The organism is Sphingomonas sp. Root241 (genome assembly GCF_001428865.1).
Lineage (GTDB): Bacteria > Pseudomonadota > Alphaproteobacteria > Sphingomonadales > Sphingomonadaceae > Sphingomonas.
The window spans coordinates 10587-29470 of sequence record NZ_LMIV01000004.1; the positions used below are offsets into that span (position 1 = coordinate 10587).

An 18884-nucleotide genomic window follows, 5' to 3' on the forward strand; every position below is an offset into this window, starting at 1 on the left:
GCAGATGGACGCAATCGAAATCAGCCGCACCGGGCTGGATGTCGAATGGCAACGGCTCGAGGTGATCGCGCAGAACCTCGCCAACATGAACACCAGCCGGACCGCGTCGGGCGAACCCTATCGCGCCGTCCGCCTCCTCTCGGGGCCCAAGGTACGCTTCGCCCGACTGCTCGGCGCGGGCGAAGCGCCGGCGCGGCCGCAGGGGGTCGCGGTCCTCGGCGTCGAACAGGTCGGGAGTGGCGTGCGCCGCGTCCATGAGCCGGGCCATCCCGATGCGGATGCGCAAGGTTTCGTCACCTATCCCGATATCGATCACGCCGCGGAAATGACGCTGCTGATCCAGACGTCGCGCGCCTATGAAGCCAATCTCACGGCGATGTCGTTCGCGCAGCAAATGTATGCGCGCGCGCTCGACTTCGGCAAGCAGTCGTGAACGGGATCGAGGCAATTGCCGCAGTGGGCAACGGTGAGGCACCGCTCGCGCTGCGCGTCGGTCCGGAATCGGCGCGGCCCGGGCCGGTCGCGAGCACCGGCTTTGGCGATATCCTCATGGCTGGATTGCGCGGTGTCGATTCGAAGATCGCGACTGCCGACAAGCTCGTCCAGCAATTCGCGGTGGATGACTCGGTGCCCGTGCATCAGGTGACGATCGCGCTCGAAGAAGCGCGGCTCTCGGTCGAGCTGGCGATGCAGGTCCGCACCCGCCTGGTCGAAGGGTACCGCGAGCTGATGAACATGCCGCTATGAGTGAGGCGATTCCTGCCGGAACAGGGGCCGGGGTCAACCGGCAACTGCTCATGTTCGGCGGCGTCTTCGCGGCGGTGGTCCTGCTCCTGGCCCTGGCCTATTATCTGTTCCTTCGCCCCGATTATGTGGTGCTCGCGCAGGACTTGCGTCCCGCCGACGCCAGTGCCGTTGTCGCTGAGCTCGACAAGCGCGATGCCGACTACAAGCTGAGGGATGGCGGGGCGACGATCATGGTCCCGGCGGATCGCGCGGATGCGACGCGGCTGGCCATATCCGGATCGGATGCAGCTGCGCGCGGACAGATCGGCTTCGAACTGTTCAACAAGTCCGACATGGGCCTCACCAACTTCGCCCAGAAGATCAATTACCAGCGCGCGCTTCAGGGCGAGCTGGTGCGCACTATCATGCAGATGGAAGGCGTGGAGAGCGCTCGGGTCCATCTCGGTCTGCCGGAGCGGGCATTGTTCCGGGGCGAACGTACCCAGCCGAGCGCCGCGGTCACGCTTGCGCTGCGCCCCGGCATGGTTGCAGATTCCGCGCGCGTTGCGGGAATCCAGAGGCTCGTCGCGGCCGCGGTTCCCGATCTTCCCGAGACCAAGGTCGTCGTGCTCGACGCTCAGGGTAGGGTCATCAGTGTTGCGCCGCCGGCAGCCGAGTCTCTCGATCCGGTCGTCGACGAGCAGCAGGCGATCAAGGCCTATTACACTGCGCGTGCGCGCGCCGCAGTCGAGCAGCGGATGCCGGGCCAGAAATTCGCCGTGCGGGTGCTGCTGCTTCCGATCGCAGAGAGCGCGCAGACGGGCACCGCCGCGACCTCCACGGATTGGACCCCGAGTGGCGAAGGCCAGGCGCGAAATTTCCGTCTGCGCGTCCTGCTCGTCACTTCCGCGGCGCTCGGGGCCGACGACCAAGCAATTGCTCGGGAAGCCATTGGCCGCGCGGTCGCGCTCGATCCCTTGCGGGGTGACGATCTCGGCTTCGAGGTCGGGCCAGTCGAGCCGGTCGGCGCATCGCCGGCGCCGCCGTCAGTTGCGAATGCAGGTCCCTTTCGCGAAGCGCCGCCGCCGCTGTCGACGATGCGCGATCCGCAGACGGGATATGGCTGGATCGCCGCCGCCGCTCTGGTGCTGATCGCGGCATTCGGGCTTGTCCTGTTCGCGCGCCGGCGAGGGGCATCGGGATTGGGCTCGAACGAGCAGGAAGCGTTCGCGGCAAAACTGCGGCGTCAGCTCAATCTCGCCGAGGACGCGCCCGATGCTGCTCGCTGAGAACGCGCTGCCGCTTCTGCTGGAAGAGTTGAACGCCATGCCGGCACGCGATCGTCGCGCGATTCTCGCACGGCTGTCGTCCGGCGAACGCGAGCGTCTCGCGCAATTGGCCAAGCCTATGAGCGTAGCGCAGGCGCCGGCCCGGTCGAGCGATATCGAGGCGCGCATCGCGGCGCTGCGAGCAGGGGACGCAGGCGTTATGACACAAGCCGCTGAGGAAGCGCTGCGGCGCTTGCTCGACATCGGATCTGTATCGGCCGCAGCTGCGCGCAAGCCTCAGCCCGGCGCATCGCTGATGGATTCGTTCGGAACCATGCTCCGGCGAGGGCGCGGGTCCGCATGAGCGCACTTCTGAAGCCTGGCGCCGGAGAACGGGTTCGCGCGTTCGGGGGCGGCATCGGCGCGCCCGCTGTGGGAGCCATGCCCGATCCGCGCGATCAGGAATGCGAGCGCCTGCGCGCGCAGCTTGCGTCGCTCGAGAAGAAGCTCGCCGAAGTCGAGGCCGCGGCTACCGAAGCCGTGGGCATCGCGCGCGAAGAGGGGCGCAGCCAGGGATTGCGCGAGGCCGAGGATCGCGAGGCCGAACGCGTCTCCATGCTCGGTGCGGGAATCGACATCGCGATCGGCGACTGGAAGAAGCGTCTCGAGGATTGGGACGGCCTCGCCGCGGCGCTCGCTGGTGCCGCACTCGGCAAGATCTTCGAGCCGCACGACGATCTCAAGGAGCGCGTGACGCGCATGCTAGCGCGTCAGCTTCGCGAGATCCGACGGGCGAGCGTCGTCGCCATCCATGTCAGCCGGAACGATTTCTCCGACGGCGACGCATTGGATCTACTCGGGCGGCGGCTCTGCGCTGACGGTGCGTCGCTTGCGATCGAGGTCGATCCGGAGCTGGAGGCGGGAGCCTCTCGCATCGCCTGCCGGCTCGAGCAGATCGATCTCGACGCCCGCGCACACTGGTCGAAAATCCTCCGGCTGCTCGACGAGATGGCGAGCGGAGTCGATGCAACATGAATGCGCACCCGCTTGTCGGCCGCATCGAAACGGCAGTCCTGGCGAGGCCCTATGGCCATATTCGCAAGGTCGCCGCCGGTTATTTCGAGGCATCGGGCCCCGCCTGCACCGTCGGCGACATCTGCAGGATCGAAAATGACGACGACGGGACGTCGATGCTCGCCGAAGTCGCCTCCTCCGACGAGAGCGGGCTGATCCTCGTGCCCATCGAGCGGAACGGGGCGGTGCAGCCGCGCGCGCGCGTCTATGGGTTGCCACTGGGAGACAGAATCGGGGTCGGCCCGGGCTTTGCGGGACGCGCGATCGATGCGCTGGGGCGGCCGATCGATGATGGCCCGGCGATCCGGGCGGCGGCGACCATTCCCCCGAGCGGCACGGTCCCGCGTCCCCTCGATCGAACGGCGCCGGCGCGCGTCGCGAGTGCCGGGATCCGTGCAATCGACGGCCTGCTGACCTTGGCGATGGGGCAGCGCATAGGAATCTTCGCGGCAAGCGGCGTCGGCAAGACCAGTCTGCTCGAACAGCTTGCCGGTCAGATCGAATGCGATCGCTGCGTGCTCTGTCTCGTCGGCGAGCGCGGACGTGAAGTCGAAGGGATATGGCATCAGCTGTCCCGGCGTGACGATGCGGATCGCTTCACGCTGGTGGCTGCCACATCGGACGAAAGCGCAGCGCTGCGGGTCCGCAGCGTGAACACGGCGCTGGGACTTGCCGAATATTGGCGCGACCAGGGCGAGCATGTCGTGCTGGTCATCGACTCGGTAACGCGGCTCGCGATGGCCCTTCGCGAGATCGGCCTAGCCGCGGGCGAACCGCCGACGGTGCGTGCCTATACGCCGAACGTCTTCGCCGCGCTGCCGCGGCTCGTCGAGCGGTGCGGCGCGGTGCGCGCAGGCGGCGCGATCACTGCGGTGATGACGGTCCTCAGCGAGACCGACGATGTCGACGATCCGATCGTCGAAGTGATGAAGTCGTTGCTCGACGGGCATATCGTCCTGTCCCGAAAGCTCGCCGAGCGAGGCCACTTCCCGGCGATCGATGTGCCGCGCAGCATCAGCCGGCAAGCGCCCCGATTGATGTCGCCCCAACATGCGGCCGCAGCGCGCAATGCGGTCGCAATGCTCGGTACCTATGAAGAAGCAAGGCTTCTGATCGAGAGCGGCATGTACAAGCCGGGCGCCAGTCCAGAGATCGATCGCGCGATCGCCATGCGGGAGCGGCTGGCCGGATTCCTCCAGCAGCGGCAGGATGAGAGCCCTGCCTTCGACGACAGCGTCAGCGCCCTTCGCGCGGCAATGTCGAAGGCCCCCCTATGACCAGACACGCCAGTTCCGCGTTGATCCGCATCGAAGAACTACGCTTGATGCAGCGTGTCGTGGCACAGGTTGCCGCAGTCGAGGCTGCAGCGCACGAGACGTACACACTTGCGGCACTGGACCGGGCGATCAGCCAACGCGACGGCACGCTTGAACAATGGCACCAGCAGCTTTCCGGTTCGGTCTTCTCGCCGGAGATATCGACCGGCTTCGCCGCCGCGTTCCAGCGTAGCGACGAACGCGTTGTGCTGGCCGGCGACACTGCCACCGCCGCCACCGCGGAACGTCAAGCGTGCGATCAGGCCTGGCGCCAGAGCGACGCCCATTGCCGCCAGGCCGGCTCCTTGCTCGCTGAGAGCCGGCGATACGAAGCACGGGCGCGTGACGAAAAGGCCATGGAGACGGCTGCGGACCGCATCTCCCTCAGCTGGAGACGCCGGTGATCCAGTCCCTGCCAGGCCCGTGGGGGGCGCCGCTGCGGCCGGATTCGCCGGTCGAGCCGCGAAAAGCTCCGCTCGATTCCGGCTTTGCCGGGCTTCTCGGCGCTGGAGACCGTCCGATGGTGGTGCGAGAAGGCGCCGAAGTTCCTTGTTCCGGGGCACCCGGATCGCCGTTCGAACCGCTCGCTGCGGACCTGCCTGATCTTGGGGCCGCAAAGGAAGCGAACAGTGCTGCCGAGCGCTTCAACGAGCACGGCTTTTTCGGTGATGCTGTTACGTCACCCGATGCCGGGAACGTCACCGCGCCACCGCAAGAGGGGGTGGCCGCGGGGGGATCCGTCGTCGGCGAGGCGCCGCTCGAAGCGTCTGCGCTTGGTGATTCCAGCTCGCTGATCCTGTCGGACCGGCATGTCTCCGCAAAGCTTGGGGAAGAACCTTCGCAATCGGCACCTGCTGGACGTGCTGGCGGCGTCGCTCGCACGGCGCCGCAGAGGGCGAGCGCAAGTCCTGCCAACGCTCCGTCTGTCACCAGCGAGAATGGTGAGACCTCCGACGGTGTGCAGGAAACCGCGTCGCCGGGCCGGCGCCTGCTAGCGGCCGCTGCAAACCGTGCAGCGCAGGCCGCGACGCGGGTGGCCATCAGCGAAACGGATCTCGGCCTTCGCGTAGCGGCGCTTGCCGGCACGTTGTCGGCCGACGAGCGCACGCGTCTGCGTGACGAAATCGCCGCTCTGCTCTCGCGGCACGGCCTTGTGCCCGGCCACATTCACATCGCTGCCCGGCGTACGCCGCGGGCTTCGGCCCAGGAGAATATCCGATGACCACCGCGATCCAGGCCGTCGACAATAGTGGCCAGAGCGCACAGCAGACCGCCAGCACTTCGGATCAGGCGGCCAGCGCCTTCGGCTTGAGCTTCGAATCGTTGCTCAAGATCATCCTGACGCAGCTGACCTATCAGGATCCGCTGAAGCCGATGGATAATTTCGAGTTCGTCTCGCAGCTCGCGCAGTTCTCGCAGATCCAGCAGGGCCAGACGATGAACGATCGTCTGGAGCAGCTCGTGTCCGCGCAAGGGACGAGCCAGGCGACCGGACTGCTGGGGAAACGCGTCGACGTACCGGCCGGCTCCGCGACGATCTCCGGCAAGGTCACTGCCATCTCGTTCCAGAACGGATCGCCGACGGTGACGATCCAGACCGACGACCAGCGAACGATCAATAACATCGCGATCAGCAGTATCAGCCAGGTCAGATAGGGAGAATAGGCATGTTCGGAGCCATTTATATCGGCCTCAGCGGCCTGAATGCCTATTCCAAGGGCCTTCAGCAGGTGAGCAACAACGTCACCAATCTCAATACCTCAGGATTCAAGAGCTCGACGGTCTCGTTCCAGAACTATTACAGCGCGAAGGACAGCGGTGGCCTGTCCTATACTCCGAACGACCGGAACGGCGGAAACGGCGTCGGGATCGCCGATTCCAGGCTCAGCTTCCAGCAAGGCGAGCTGCGGCAGAGCGACCGTGACCTCGATCTCTCGGTCGACGGGACCGGGTTTCTCGTGCTGCTCGATGGCACCGAGACTCTCTATGCCCGCACCGGGAGCTTCGAAGTCGACAAGGATGGCTATATCATCCTGTCGGGCACCGATTATCGGCTCGCTGCGCTTGATTCATCCAATCATCCCGTCGCCCTATCGGTGGATGCAGTGCGCACCAATCCGCCCAAGGCGACGACGGCGATCAAGTTTGCCGACAATCTCTCGTCGACCGCGACGAGCTTCGCGATAAGCGATCTCACCGTCTACGACGCCAGCGGCGGCGCGCATGTTTGGAAGGTCGCCTTCGCCAAGGATGCTGACGCCGGCGCAGGTGCGTGGAAAGTGACCGTGACCGACAACAAGAACGTAACGATCGGCACCCAATCGCTAAAATTTATCGGTAGCACGGTCGATCCAGCGACAGCCAGGCTCGACTTCACCGACGCGGCCGCTGCCTTCACTGTCTCGCTCGACTTCTCCGGCGGAGTGACATCCTATTCGTCGGGCGAGGTCTCGACCATGCGTTCAGCATCGATCGACGGACAGGCGGTTGGCACGATCACCACCGTGACGGTCAACAGCAAGGGCAAGCTGGAAATCGGCTATTCCAATTCGCAGAAACAGGAACTCGGTGCCATCGCGATCGCCGATTTCCGCGATCCCCAGTCGCTGGAACAGCGCACTGGCGGAATCTTCGCCCAGACCGGTGGCGGCAGCCACGAGTTCCTCAACAGCGAGGACCCGCGGGTCGGCAAGGTCGTATCGAAGCGGCTGGAGGCCTCCAATGTCGATCTGTCGCAGGAGTTCGGCGATCTCATCCTGATTCAACGCGGTTTCCAGGCCGCCTCGCAGATCGTCAGCGTCTCCAACGACATGATCCAGCAGCTCTTCGGCATCCGCGGTCAGGGATGATCGAGGCACGTACCTGGCTGCCGGCGGATGCCAGCCCGGACAAGGCTCAGGCCGCATTGACGCGCACGGTCGCGATATGGTCCAACCACTGGTTTGCAAGGAGCGAGGAGCCTCGCGCCGGCAGGTTTGGGCGGGCGAATGAGATCGGCCGGGACCTGCGCGACGTCGCCTGGCATCGATGCGATACGGGCGCGGCGGTCGGTATCGGCGCAGGCGGCACGATCGCGCTCGGCGCGCGGGCCATGGGCGTCGCATCAGACATTGGCGATCGCACCGCGGCAGATCTCGCCTTGTTGCGACAGCTCGGCGAGGAATGCCTTCAGGATCTGCGCAAGCGAGTGCGGGCCCTGCTTGACCTCGAGTCCAGCGTGCAATGGCGCGAGACGCCGCAAGCGCCGGCTCCGGAGGACATGGTGGTGCGCAGCGAACTGGGCTCCCGAGGCGATGCCGTTCAGCTCGCCATCGCTATGCCCCCGTGGCTGTTGGCGCGACTCATCAGATCCTGCCTTCCCACCGCTCCCGAACTCCCGCCGCTCGCCACGGCGCAAGCGGCGCTCGCAGGCGCGGAGCTCCGTTTGTCAGCCATGCTGGGCGGCTGCGAACTGACACTGGCCGAAGTCGAGGCGTTGGCTCCCGGCGATGTCCTCGTGCTCGATCACCTGGTCGACCGGACGATGCCGCTGGCCATCGAATATCGCATCGCCGGGCGCGGCACCTGCACCGTCGCCGGGACCGGCGAGCATCTCGGACTTCAACTTACTCAAGCTCTTGTTGGATGAACAATCTCGTGATCGATCAGAGTAAAGGCGCCCCGGCAGAACAGGCCGACGAAGCGCCGCGCGTCAGTACCAAGCTCATCCAGAATGTCCCGGTGCAGCTCGAGGCCTTTCTCGGCGGCGTCCGGATGACAGTCACCGAACTGGCGGCGCTAGGGCCGGACAGTATCGTCACGCTCGACACACCGCTCAACCAATCGGTCGAGGTGCGACTCAATCAGCTCGCGGTGGCGCGGGGCGAACTGGTTGCAGTGGGTGACCGGTTCGGAGTCCGGATTTCCGAAATCGTGCAATGGCCTGAGTGACGATGCGTGTTGGACTGGCCGCCTCGGCCATCTGGTTCCTGAATAGCGCGGCCCCCGCGCTCGGCAGCCCGCATCGGCTCGGCGGCGGCGGCGGCGGGGTGGAGGTCTCATTGACGCGGATCGTCATGGCGTTGGTGTTGGGGACGATGCTCGCCGTGCTCGCCGCATTGTTCATCCGGCGCTCAGGCGGGAGACCCGACCTGAAGGCCCTGCGCCGCGTGTTCACCAACCTCCCGTCGATGCGCCGCATCCAGATTATCGAGAGCCGTCGCGTCAGCCAGCACGCCGATCTCTGCCTGGTGCGCTGCGATGACACGGAGTATCTGATCCTGACCTCCGCACAGCAACAGCAGATCGTGCGTACCACCGCCTTGCTGGACGCCCCGCTTGAGGATGGCGCGGCATGAGACTGCGAACGCTGCCTAGCTTGGCACTCGCCGGCATGCTGTGCGCGCCCGCGGCGGCGCACGCCGCCTTGCCCGGCGGCGGTTTGCCCGGAATCGGCACCGATGCGGTGCGCACGATGTTGATCCTGACCATGCTGGCGGTCGTGCCCGCGATCTTGATCAGCATGACCAGCTTCATCCGGATCGTCGTGGTGCTCTCGATGGTGCGGCATGCTTTCGGCATGCCCGAGACGCCGCCCAATCCGGTGCTGGTCAGCCTTGCGCTGTTTCTCACCGCCTTCACCATGTCGCCGACCTTTTCCGCAGTGAATACCGGTGCGTTCGAGCCGCTGATGGCGGGTCGGATTTCGGTCGAGCAGGCGATGGCCCGCGGCAGCGGCCCCTTGCGCGAATTCATGCTGGCACAGACGCGCGATTCCGACATCGAGGCGATCTATGCGATCGCGAAGACGCCGCTTCCCGACAAGCCCGAGCAAGTCGAGATACTGAAGCTCGCGCCCGCCTTCATGCTGAACGAGCTGCGCGTCGCCTTCACCATCGGCTTCGTCATCCTTCTGCCCTTCCTGCTGATCGATCTTGTCGTCGCGAGCATCCTGCTCGCGCTGGGCATGATGATGGTTCCGCCGGCCACGATCTCGCTCCCCATCAAGATACTCATGTTCGTGTTGATCGACGGCTGGGGCCTGATCGTGCAGGGCGTTCTCGGCAGCTTTCGATGAAGCGGCCCGCACGCAAGGGGCTCGATCTCTTGCTACTGCCCCCGCGCGTGGAGGCGTCGCTGTGGCGGCGCCTGCGCTACGAACAGGAACTTCGTTGCCGCGAGCAGATCTTCACGCGCTACCGTGATCTCGCCCGTACGATCGCCGCAAGGCAGCTCCGGGCGCGCCCGCGCAACGGAGTCGAGCTCCCCGACATGGAGCAGTTCGCCTATGAAGGCCTCCTCGTCGCGATCGATCGCTTCGATCCGCTGCGCGGCATTCCCTTCCCGGCGTTCGCGCGGCGACGGATCCTGGGAAGCATCTTCGACGGCGCCTCCAGGATGAACGAAGTCGACGCGCAATATAGCTATCGCAGGCGGCTCGAGGCAGAGCGCGGCCGGTCGCTCGTTGCCGCCGCCGGGCAGGAAGACGATCCCCTTCACGCACTTGCCGCGCTCGTGAGCGGGCTTGCGCTCGGGCTCGTCCTCGCCGAGACGCATCTCGTCGAGAGTGAAGACGGGCGTGACCACCGTCCCGGCGCGTATGAGACGCTCGCCTGGCGCGAACTGCAGGCGCGGCTCGCACAACAAATATCGCAGCTACCGGAGCGCGAGGCCGTGATCATTCGCCAGCATTACGAAAACGGTGTTAGTTTCGCGACGATCGCCGAGATGCTCGGCGTATCGAGGGGACGTGTTTCGCAACTCCACGCCAAGGCGCTGGCGACGTTGCAGAAGCGCCTGGGACAAAGACGATAGGACGAGATGGTCATGAGCCTGTGCAGCGATGAGGAAATGGAGCAGCTGCTCTCGGCGATGAGCGCGAGCGCGCCCGACGAGCTGGCGCTGGCGGAACGGCTGGTCGAGGCCTATCCCGAAGATCCGAGGCTGCAATTCCTGCGCGGCTCCATGCTCGCCGGGCGGGCGCGCCCGATCGAGGCGCATGCGGCGCTGAGCCGTGCCGTGCAGCTTGCCCCCGACTTTGCGCTGGCGCGCTTCCAGCTCGGCTTCTTCGAACTGACGTCGGGCGAAGCGGTCCGCGCGCTCGCCACCTGGGAGCCGCTGACCGAGCTTCCCGCCGACCACTATCTCGCGCTCTTCGTTACGGGGCTGCGGTACCTGGTGCATGACCGTTTCGGTGAGACCGTCACCGCGCTCGAGGCGGGGATCGCCGCCAATGACGAGAATTTGCCACTCAATCGCGACATGCAGCTGATCATCGATCAGTGCCGCGCCCTTGCGCCCGACGGACCTCCAGCCGAGGCGGAGACGTCCGCCACATCCTTTCTGCTCGATCAGCTCGGCGCGCGCGGAACGACGCATTGACCCGTATCGGCAATGTCGATCAGGTGCTCTTGCTGCTGCGCGAGCAGCTGGAGCGCTCCGGCCGGGGCCGGAATGCGGAGCGCAGCGCCAGTACGGCGCGATCGACGGCGGCCACCGCTCCGCCGCTGGAGCGTGCCCGCGCATTGGCTGCGCTCGACGGGCTGCTCGAAGAGGAGGTTCGCCGCGCGGTGGTCCGCGGCCTATTGCTCGACGCGTTCGGCGAATCGATGAGCAACGATCCGGCGTTTCAATCCGTAATCGACAATGTGCTGCGTATCATCACCGACGTGCCGGGCGGGGCTGAACTTGTCGATCGCGCGGTGGCGCAGCTGCGCGCAGATTGAACTTTTCGCTCGAGGTCGTTCAGCCGAGCCGTGTGCCGAGGCGCGCCAGTGCCTGCGCAACGGTCCGGCCGCTGGCGTCGATTTTTGTGTGGAGTGCCTTCTCGAAGATTCGCTGCGCCGTATCGGTATCCCCGGCACCGGCGGACAGCAGCATCGAAGCGAGTGCTGCCGAGAAGCATTGACGGTCCAGGCGAAGCGCGACTTCGCATTGCTGCCGGGCTTTCTCCAGCTTGCCGTCGAGCAGGTCCACCACTGCGAGTGATCCATGCGATTCGGCGAAATTGTCATCGAGCGCCAGGGCGGTCTCGAACCGCTGTCTGGCGGCCGCGTGGTCTCCCGCGATGAAATGCGCCCAGCCCGCGGCGATCCATGAGCCGAGATGGGTTCCGAATAGTTCCGCTCCCTTGTCCAGATCGGCCGTGGCACGGACCTTGTCGCCGCCGAGCATACGCACCAGACCCCGGCCCACCAAGGCACGTGGCGATGAAGGCGCGCGCGCCAGGGCTGCATCGAAGAGCAGCGCGGCTTCGTCGGGATCGTCCTCGCCGAGCGCGAGAGTGCCGAGTGTGGTCAGCGCGTCCGGATGATCGCCGGCCTGTTCCGCCGCGCGTCGCGCGAGCTCGAGATCCTCGATGTCGATCGCGAGGGTCGCGGTCACCGCAGCCAGCCCGCGATGCCCCGGATGCAGCGCGAAAAGATGACGAGCCTGCGCCGTCGCGGCATCGAAATCGCCGCGATCGTGCAGCAACTGCACCAGCAGCTGTGCCGCCTGCGGAAGCGATTCCACGCTTGCCTGGTCGAGCAGGTCCAATGCCGCGTCGAACTTGCCGGCCATGGCCAGCGACCAAGCGCGATTGAAGCGGATCGCCGGTGCATCTTGGCCCGCCTCCATCAGCCGGGCGAAGTATGTGGCGGCGCCTTCCCAGTCCTGGCGCCGCATCGCGATGAGACCGGCGAGGTGCAGCGCCTCGAACGGGAGGGGCGCAATCCGCTCGTGCCGGCCGAGCAGGGCAGCGGCCTCCTCATATTGCCCTTCCTCGAATGCCGCCGAAGCGGCATCGGCTATCAGCCGGACATTGTCGGGATCATGGTCGAGCAATGCGGCGAGACGCGCGTAACGACCGGTTGTCGCGGACGGGGAAGGGGCTTGGGACATCGTCGATAATTATCCTTCCAGCCGTACTACGTCGAATGATTTGAGGCTGATCCGCATCGGAATCTCGCTCACCGAGAGGATCGACAGCCTCGGGATGCTGCGGCGTGTCAGGCTCCTGAGATGACGGCGAATCTCGGCTCCACACAGAAGCACGGGCGCGCGGCCCTGCTTGAACATTTCATCGGCGAGCGGTGAAAGCTTGCGGATCATCTGTTCGGCGAGCCGCGGCTCAACGACCAGTGAGCCATTGCCCGTGCTGGCGCTGATGCTGGCGACGATCTGGTTCTCGACCCGCGGATCGAGGCTGAGCACGGCGAGGTCATCATGGCGTCCGCGAAGCTGCTGGCAGATCGTGTAGCTGATGCGTTGCCGCACCAGTTCGGTCAGCTCGGCCGGGTCCTTCTGGTTGCGCGCGAGATCGACCAGATGTTCGACGATCAGGTCGAGATTGGCGATCGATACGCCTTCCGCGAGCAGGTTCTGCAGCACGCGCTGGACGTCCGACACCGCAAGCGTGTTCGGCACCAGTTCCTCGACCAGCCCCGGCTGCCGCGAGCGCACATCGTCGAGCAGGGCGGCGACCGAGGCGCGGGTGAGCAGTGTACTGACTTCGCTACGGACAATGTCGCCGAAGTGGGTGATCAGCACCGTCACTGGATCGACAATAGTGTAGCCCTCTTCGCGCGCCGCCTCGCTATGTGCATGTTCGATCCAGAAGGCCGGCAAGCCGAAAGCCGGATCGGTCGTCTGCACGCCCTCCAGCGGCGCCTTGTTGCTTTGCGAGGCGATGGCGAGGGTCCGCTCGGCATCGATCCGAGCCGCGCCGTAACGCGCGCCGAAAAGTCGGATCTCGTATTCGTCACCGGCAAGATCCTCGCTGTCGACCAGTTTGACGGCGGGGAAGGCGATGCCGAATTCCTGCTCATGCGCCCGTCGCAGGCCGGCAATCCGCTCGAGGATGAGCGCTTCCTCGCTGCGCCAACTGGCGGCAAGCGCGTTGCCGAGACGTACCTCGAGCGCCGGCGCGGAATTGGTGCCCGCAGCCGCATCGGCGGCGTCGTCGATGAAGGTCTGTGCCTCCACGGCGCGAAGCCGGCGAATGCGCCACCAGGCGGCCAGCGCGGCTATTCCGATCAGCGCGATCGGCCATTTGGGCATGCCGGGCATCAGCAAAAAGGCAAACAGGACGGCGGCCACGATGAGGGGAATGCGTGGCTCGGAGGCAAGCTGGCGGAAGACCTCGCCACTCAGCTGGCGATCGGCAGCAGATCGGGTCACGATGATGCCCGTGGCGATCGAGATGATCAGCGCAGGCAGCTGAGTGGCGATCCCGTCGCCGATCGTGAGCAACGTGAAGCGATGGAGCGCCTCGCCCCATTCCAGCCCCATCTGGGTCACGCCGACGATCCAGCCGGCGATGATGTTGATCAGCAGGATGATGATGCCCGCGATCGCATCGCCCTTCACGAATTTGGACGCACCATCCATCGCGCCATAGAAGCTCGCTTCCTTCTCGAGTTCTTCGCGGCGGCGGATCGCCTCCTTCTGGTCGATGAGCCCCATGTTGAGGTCTGCGTCGATGCTCATCTGCTGGCCGGGCATCGAATCGAGCGTGAAGCGCGCCGCGACTTCGGAAACACGCTGCGCGCCGCTGGTGACGACAACATATTGGACCACGATCAGGATGGCGAAGATGACCAGCCCGACGATGAAATTTCCCTGCACGGCGAACGCGCCGATCGACCCAATGACTTCGCCTGCATTGCCGCCGGTAAGGATCAGGCGGGTAGCGGCCACGTTCAGCGAGAGCCGGTAGAGCGTCGCCACCAGCAGCAGCGAAGGAAAGGTGGAGAACTCGACGGGCTTGCCGACATAGAAGGTCAGCAGCATGATCGACAAACCGAAGCCGAAATTGAGGATGATCGCCAGGTCGAGTAGCGCCGGTGGGATCGGGACGAACAGGATCACCAGAATGGCGATCGTCGCGCTCACCAGCGCCAGATCCTTGTTGTTGCGTAAGAAGTTCTGGAACATGGGTTTCAGGACTGACCGGATGGGAGGGGTGCTGACGCGTCGCGGCGTAGCTGGATGTAGAGATCTGCGACGGCTTCGAAATTTGCCGGCGGGATTTCATCGCCGGTGCTGCATCCGCGATAGAGCGCGCGCGCGAGCGCCGGCCTGGCGAGCACCGGGATGCCGCGTCGCCAGGCCTCTTCCTTGAGCGCGAGCGCGAAGCGGTTGCGGCCCCTGGCCGTCACGGTCGGTGCACCCATACGTTCGGGATCGTAGCGCAGCGCCACCGCGAAATGCTGGGGGTTGACGACCAGCAGGTCCGCGCCGGCGAGCTGCCCGAGATCCTGGCTTGCCGCCACGAACTCCTGGTGGAGCTGTTTGCGCTTCGATTTGATGCGAGGGTCTCCCTCGCGGTCCTTGGCCTCGCGCGTGACTTCGCGCCGGCTCATCCGCATCTGCTTCGCGAATTCGCCGCGCACGAGGATCTGATCCAGTACGACGAACACGAAGGCGATCAGGATGTACACGAGGATGAGGCGCATCATCGCCTCCGCGAGGAGGCTCGGGAGGCGCTCGGTCTCGCTCGCGGTCGTGGCGTACCGGGTCACCGCGTCGCGAAGAAGCAGCCAGGTCGCAGTGATGTAGACGGCGGTCTTGAGAACCGTTTTGAGTGTTTCCTTGAGGAGACGCGCCGAGAATAGTCGTTTGAGGCCCTTCGCCGGGTTCAGGCGCGTAAAATCGGGTTTGAGCGGGTGTGCGGTGAAGATGAACCCGCGAAGCTGGAGGATCTCGAGCAGCACGACGATCGCAAGGATCGTTCCGCCGAGCAGCATCAGCGGCTCGAGCACGCTCCAGTAGATGCGGCCCGGAAGTGCGCCCGCCTGTTCCGGCTGACCGGCGGCGTCGATGCCCGCGACGATGGTCTCGCGCGTCAGTTCGGCAAGCGTGTGCGCAAATCTCTCTCCAGCGATCCCCAGAAACGCGGCGAGCCCGAGCAGGCCGCCCATGAAGCCAAGCTCGACACTGCGCGGGACCATGCCCTTTTCGCGCGCGCGCCTGAGCTTGAAGGGCGTGGCGGTCTCGCTGCGGTTATGCTCCTGCTGTTCCGCCACCGCGCTCAGCCCAGCTCGACCATGGTTTCGAGCGCTGCGCGCAACAGTCGGACGAAAACCGCGCCGGAAAGCGCGAATGCGATCGGCAGCAGCAGTAATGTCGCCAGCGCCTTCACCTGGAAACCGAGCAGCAGCACGTTCATCTGGGGGAGCGTGCGGGACATGAAGGCAACCGCCAGATCGAGCACGAACAGCACGAGCAGCACGATTCCGGCAAGGCCGATTGCCATGAGCATCGCTGCGCCCATGAAGTCGACGAGAATACCGGGATCGCGGCCGATCGCCGCGCTGCCGAGCGGCGTGTGCTCGACCGAAGCCGCCCATGCGCCGAGAAGGTCGCCGCCGCCGCCGATCGCGAAGAACAGCGCGCCTCCGGCATAAGCGAAAAGCGTGCCGACCAGAGGCATCTGCGCCCGCGTGGTGGGATCGACGAGCACAGCGAGTCCGTACCCCGCCTGGATGTCGATCGCACGACCGGCGGTCAGCAGCGCCGCAAAGGCGAGCTGCAGCGGGAGTGCCAGCGTTGTGCCCAGCAGGAGCTCGCTGACTGCGAGCATCGGCAAGCTCGTCGCCCCGAAAAGGTGATGGTCGGTCGCCTGCGGATAAGACGCCACGAGCCATCCCGCCAGGCCGATGCTGAGTATCAGCCGCACCATGGCAGGCACCCGCATCAGCGTGAACGGCTGCGAGAAGGCAAGCAGCGGCGCAATCCTCAGGCTGAGGAGCAGTGTCGCTATCAACTGGCCGGTGAGCTCTTCCATTCCGGGGGCGTCAAGCAGCGAGGCTCGGGATGGCGAGAAACAGCCCACGGGCGAAATCGGTGATCCGCGCGATCATCCAGGGCCCGAGCAGGATCAGTAGCGCCGCAGCGATCAGCAGCTTGGGAACGTAGCTCAGTGTGATTTCCTGGAGCTGCGTCGCCACTTGGAGCACGCTCACGACCAGTCCGACAATCAACGTCGCCGCGAGCACCGGGCCTGCGACGATGATGCAGTTCCACAGCATGTCGTTCATCAAGCCGAGCGCGCGATCTGCTTCCACTCGAACAGCCCCCCGGCAGTAATCAAGCTATGCCGGCTGCCCCGAATCCCCCGGCCCGGCGCGTTCGATCATAGGCACGCGGTCGACACCGGCAATGCGAAAAGCGCCGCTCGAATCTTTTGATGTGGAAACCGCGATTCGAGGGATCAGGCGGTGGCGATTTCACAGGTGCCGGAACGGGTTGCGAGCGCGGCTCGGGCAATGCGGGGCAACCGGACCTCACGCGTTGCAGGGCTGCCCTTCCGTTGCAGGCCGGGCGCGTCGCGTCGTGAGCAAGAGGGCCAGCAGCCCGGTAACCGAAGTCGCAGCCCCGGCGAGGGCCACGGCCGGATAGCCCAGGCCGGCAGCGATCACGCCACCGCCCAATGCCGCACCCAGCGCGTTTCCAAGGTTGAAAGCGCCGATATTGACGGCCGAGGCGAGGTTCGGCGCATCCGCGGCGGCGGTCATCACGCGGATTTGCAGCGGTGGGACCAGTGCAAAGCTCGCGATGCCCCACAGGAAGGTCAGCACCGCCGAAGCCCCGGGGTGCGGCATGAAGAAGGCGAATGCGATCAGGATCGCAGTCAGCGAGGCCAGTGTCACGATCAGGGTGCGATCGACCGAGCGGTCCGCGAACTTCCCGCCCAGCCAATTGCCCACCGTCAGCCCCAGGCCGAAAATGACGAGCATGGCGGTCACGAAGGCCAAAGAGGCATGCGTCACGTCGTGCAGGATCGGCGTGATGTAGGTGAAGACAGTGAACATCGCGCCGGAGCCCAGCACGGTCAGCGCGAGCGCGCCCAGCACTTCGCCGCGCGCGAGGACGCGCAGCTCCGCGAGGGGGCTTTCGCCTTCCGGTGCCGGCAGCGGGGGCAGGGTCAGTCGCAGCGCGACCATCGTGGCGACGCCGAGGGCGGCGATGCCCCAGAACGAAGCCCGCCAGCCGAGATGATCGCCCGCCCAAGTCGCGAGCGGCACGCCTATGACCGTGGCGATCGTCAGTCCCATGAACATGGCGGCGACCGCGCTCGCGCGCCGTTCCGGCGCGACGAGGCCGGCGGCGACCACCGAGCCCACGCCGAAGAACGCGCCGTGATTGAACGACGTGACGATGCGCGCCGCCAGCAACATGCCGTAGCTGTCGGACATGGCCGCGAAGAGATTGCCGGCGGTGAACACGCCGGCGAGCCCGATCAGCAACGTCCGCCGCGGAACGCGCCCGGTGGTCAATGTCATGACGGGCGCGCCGATCATCACGCCGAATGCATAGGCGCTGATCAGCAGGCCGGCGGCGGGGATGGAGACGCCGAGATCGTCGGCGATCACCGGCAGCAGTCCCATGGGCGCGAACTCGGTGACGCCGATCCCGAATGCTCCGACGGCGAGGGCGAGGATGCCCAAATTGAGCTTCATCATTGCCTCCTCAGACCATCGCCGGGTTCAGGCGGGCGAAGCCCTCCTGCTGGCGATAGGGCGTGTGGGGATAGGGTGGCAGCACCTCGCTGGCGGCATCGAGTGCCGCGATCTGCTCGGGCGCGAGCGACCAGCCCGTCGCGCCGAGGTTCTGGCGGAGCTGCTCTTCGTTGCGCGCGCCGATGATCACCGACGAGACCGTCGGGCGGCGCAACAGCCAGTTGATCGCGATCTGGGGCACGGTTCTGTCGGTCTCAGCCGCGATCGCCTCGAGCGCATCGATGACCCGATACAGGAGTTCGTTCTCGACGGGCGGGGCGAATTGCTCGGTCTCGTGCAGCCTGCTTCCCGCGGGGATCGGGCGATTGCGACCGATCTTGCCGGTCAGGCGGCCCCAACCCAGCGGGCTCCAGACAAGTGCGCCGATGCCCTGATCGGCCCCGAGCGGCATCAGCTCGGATTCATAGGCGCGGCCGATCAGCGAATAATAGACCTGGTGCGCCACCAGCCGGGGCCAGCCATGGCGCTCGGCCAGGCCTTGCGCCTTCATCAGCTGCCAGCCCGGATAGTTGGATACGCCGGCATACCGGATCTTGCCCGCCGCGATCAGCAGGTCGAGCGTATGCATCAGTTCCTCGGTCGGGGTGGACGCGTCGAAGGCGTGCAGCTGGAGCAGGTCGATATAGTCGGTTCCGAGCCGCAGCAGCGCTTCATCCACTGCCCGCACGAGCCGGGCGCGGGATGCTCCCCAATCCTGGGGCTCGTCGCTTGTCGGCAATCCGGTCTTGGTCGAGATCAGCACGGCGTCACGGCGTCCCCGAACCGCTTCGCCCAGAATCTCCTCCGAAGCGCCGCCCGAATAGACGTCGGCCGTGTCGAACAGCGTCACTCCGGCGTCGATGCAGATGTCGATCAGCCGCCGTGCCTCGGCGGCATCGCTTTGACCCCAGGCGCTGAACAGCGGCCCCTTTCCGCCGAAGGTGCCGGTGCCGAAGCCGAGCACCGGGACGCGCAGGCCCGAACTTCCGAGTTGCCGATATTCCATGATCCACCGTTATGCTGTTGTCGACGCATAGATG

General features: G+C 65.8%; 24 protein-coding genes. 17 read left to right on the top strand and 7 right to left on the bottom strand.

Annotation, left to right across the window (positions count from 1 at the left end; all coding sequences use genetic code 11):
- Positions 1–4 precede the first annotated feature (4 nt).
- From flgC to ASE13_RS17355, 17 genes are read left to right on the top strand one after another with little or no spacing between them, the layout of a single operon-like run.
- A complete protein-coding gene (gene flgC, locus ASE13_RS17275) occupies positions 5–433 on the top strand; it encodes a flagellar basal body rod protein FlgC (RefSeq protein ID WP_056619108.1) in 429 nt (142 codons plus the stop codon).
- Complete coding sequence (locus ASE13_RS17280) at positions 430–747, top strand: flagellar hook-basal body complex protein FliE (protein ID WP_056619110.1); 318 nt, start codon at positions 430–432, stop codon at positions 745–747. Before flgC ends, ASE13_RS17280 begins: the two co-directional genes overlap by 4 nt.
- Positions 744–2015 (top strand): flagellar basal-body MS-ring/collar protein FliF, encoded by a 1272-nt coding sequence (fliF, locus tag ASE13_RS17285; protein ID WP_082596997.1) that lies wholly within the window; start codon positions 744–746, stop codon positions 2013–2015. The genes ASE13_RS17280 and fliF overlap by 4 nt, the downstream gene beginning before the upstream one ends.
- Positions 2002–2358, top strand: a complete 357-nt coding sequence (locus ASE13_RS17290) for a hypothetical protein (RefSeq protein WP_056619116.1) — start codon at positions 2002–2004, stop codon at positions 2356–2358. The genes fliF and ASE13_RS17290 overlap by 14 nt, the downstream gene beginning before the upstream one ends.
- Complete coding sequence (locus ASE13_RS17295) at positions 2355–3029, top strand: hypothetical protein (RefSeq protein WP_156404965.1); 675 nt, start codon at positions 2355–2357, stop codon at positions 3027–3029. The genes ASE13_RS17290 and ASE13_RS17295 overlap by 4 nt, the downstream gene beginning before the upstream one ends.
- Positions 3026–4345: a FliI/YscN family ATPase gene (locus ASE13_RS17300; RefSeq protein WP_056619123.1), complete on the top strand. Its 1320-nt coding sequence runs from the start codon at positions 3026–3028 to the stop codon at positions 4343–4345. Before ASE13_RS17295 ends, ASE13_RS17300 begins: the two co-directional genes overlap by 4 nt.
- A 20-nt stretch (positions 4346–4365) precedes the next feature.
- Positions 4366–4788 carry a hypothetical protein gene (locus ASE13_RS17305; protein WP_156404966.1) on the top strand — a complete coding sequence of 141 codons (423 nt, stop codon included), beginning with the start codon at positions 4366–4368 and terminating at the stop codon, positions 4786–4788.
- Positions 4785–5606 (top strand): hypothetical protein, encoded by an 822-nt coding sequence (locus ASE13_RS19975; protein ID WP_156404967.1) that lies wholly within the window; start codon positions 4785–4787, stop codon positions 5604–5606. Before ASE13_RS17305 ends, ASE13_RS19975 begins: the two co-directional genes overlap by 4 nt.
- A complete protein-coding gene (locus ASE13_RS17315; RefSeq protein WP_056619132.1) occupies positions 5603–6040 on the top strand; it encodes a flagellar hook assembly protein FlgD in 438 nt (145 codons plus the stop codon). Before ASE13_RS19975 ends, ASE13_RS17315 begins: the two co-directional genes overlap by 4 nt.
- A gap of 11 nt (positions 6041–6051) precedes the next feature.
- Positions 6052–7233, top strand: a complete 1182-nt coding sequence (locus ASE13_RS17320; RefSeq protein ID WP_056619133.1) for a flagellar hook-basal body complex protein — start codon at positions 6052–6054, stop codon at positions 7231–7233.
- Positions 7230–8012, top strand: coding sequence for a flagellar motor switch protein FliM (locus tag ASE13_RS17325; protein WP_056619136.1), 783 nt, complete (start codon positions 7230–7232; stop codon positions 8010–8012). Before ASE13_RS17320 ends, ASE13_RS17325 begins: the two co-directional genes overlap by 4 nt.
- Positions 8009–8314, top strand: coding sequence for a FliM/FliN family flagellar motor switch protein (locus ASE13_RS17330; RefSeq protein WP_082596999.1), 306 nt, complete (start codon positions 8009–8011; stop codon positions 8312–8314). Before ASE13_RS17325 ends, ASE13_RS17330 begins: the two co-directional genes overlap by 4 nt.
- Positions 8311–8721, top strand: coding sequence for a hypothetical protein (locus tag ASE13_RS17335; RefSeq protein WP_162254711.1), 411 nt, complete (start codon positions 8311–8313; stop codon positions 8719–8721). The genes ASE13_RS17330 and ASE13_RS17335 overlap by 4 nt, the downstream gene beginning before the upstream one ends.
- On the top strand, positions 8718–9440 hold the full coding sequence (gene fliP / locus ASE13_RS17340) for a flagellar type III secretion system pore protein FliP (protein WP_056619142.1): 723 nt from the start codon (positions 8718–8720) through the stop codon (positions 9438–9440). Before ASE13_RS17335 ends, fliP begins: the two co-directional genes overlap by 4 nt.
- Entirely contained in the window at positions 9437–10177 is a 741-nt protein-coding gene (locus ASE13_RS17345; RefSeq protein WP_056619145.1) for a sigma-70 family RNA polymerase sigma factor, read from the top strand. Before fliP ends, ASE13_RS17345 begins: the two co-directional genes overlap by 4 nt.
- A gap of 6 nt (positions 10178–10183) precedes the next feature.
- Positions 10184–10744, top strand: a complete 561-nt coding sequence (locus ASE13_RS17350) for a tetratricopeptide repeat protein (RefSeq protein WP_056619149.1) — start codon at positions 10184–10186, stop codon at positions 10742–10744.
- Entirely contained in the window at positions 10741–11088 is a 348-nt protein-coding gene (locus ASE13_RS17355; protein WP_056619152.1) for a hypothetical protein, read from the top strand. Before ASE13_RS17350 ends, ASE13_RS17355 begins: the two co-directional genes overlap by 4 nt.
- A gap of 19 nt (positions 11089–11107) precedes the next feature.
- On the opposite strand, the gene ASE13_RS17360 is transcribed toward ASE13_RS17355, so the two are convergent.
- The 7 genes from ASE13_RS17360 to ASE13_RS17390 all read right to left on the bottom strand — a co-directional run bounded on the left by ASE13_RS17360 (position 11108) and on the right by ASE13_RS17390 (position 18850).
- A complete protein-coding gene (locus ASE13_RS17360; RefSeq protein WP_082597002.1) occupies positions 11108–12244 on the bottom strand; it encodes a tetratricopeptide repeat protein in 1137 nt (378 codons plus the stop codon).
- A 9-nt stretch (positions 12245–12253) separates the two neighbouring features.
- Positions 12254–14278 (bottom strand): flagellar biosynthesis protein FlhA, encoded by a 2025-nt coding sequence (locus ASE13_RS17365; RefSeq protein ID WP_056619158.1) that lies wholly within the window; start codon positions 14276–14278, stop codon positions 12254–12256.
- Positions 14279–14283: 5 nt separating this feature from the next.
- A complete protein-coding gene (locus tag ASE13_RS17370) occupies positions 14284–15369 on the bottom strand; it encodes a flagellar biosynthesis protein FlhB (RefSeq protein WP_056619165.1) in 1086 nt (361 codons plus the stop codon).
- Positions 15370–15374: 5 nt separating this feature from the next.
- The gene (locus ASE13_RS17375) at positions 15375–16130 is read right to left on the bottom strand and encodes a flagellar biosynthetic protein FliR (RefSeq protein WP_056619168.1); all 756 of its coding nucleotides are present in this window, start codon (positions 16128–16130) and stop codon (positions 15375–15377) included.
- A gap of 10 nt (positions 16131–16140) precedes the next feature.
- Positions 16141–16410, bottom strand: coding sequence for a flagellar biosynthesis protein FliQ (fliQ, locus tag ASE13_RS17380; protein WP_156404968.1), 270 nt, complete (start codon positions 16408–16410; stop codon positions 16141–16143).
- Positions 16411–16629: 219 nt separating this feature from the next.
- Positions 16630–17805: an MFS transporter gene (locus tag ASE13_RS17385; RefSeq protein ID WP_056620076.1), complete on the bottom strand. Its 1176-nt coding sequence runs from the start codon at positions 17803–17805 to the stop codon at positions 16630–16632.
- Between the two features lie 10 nt (positions 17806–17815).
- On the bottom strand, positions 17816–18850 hold the full coding sequence (locus ASE13_RS17390; RefSeq protein ID WP_056619170.1) for an aldo/keto reductase: 1035 nt from the start codon (positions 18848–18850) through the stop codon (positions 17816–17818).
- Positions 18851–18884: the final 34 nt, after the last annotated feature.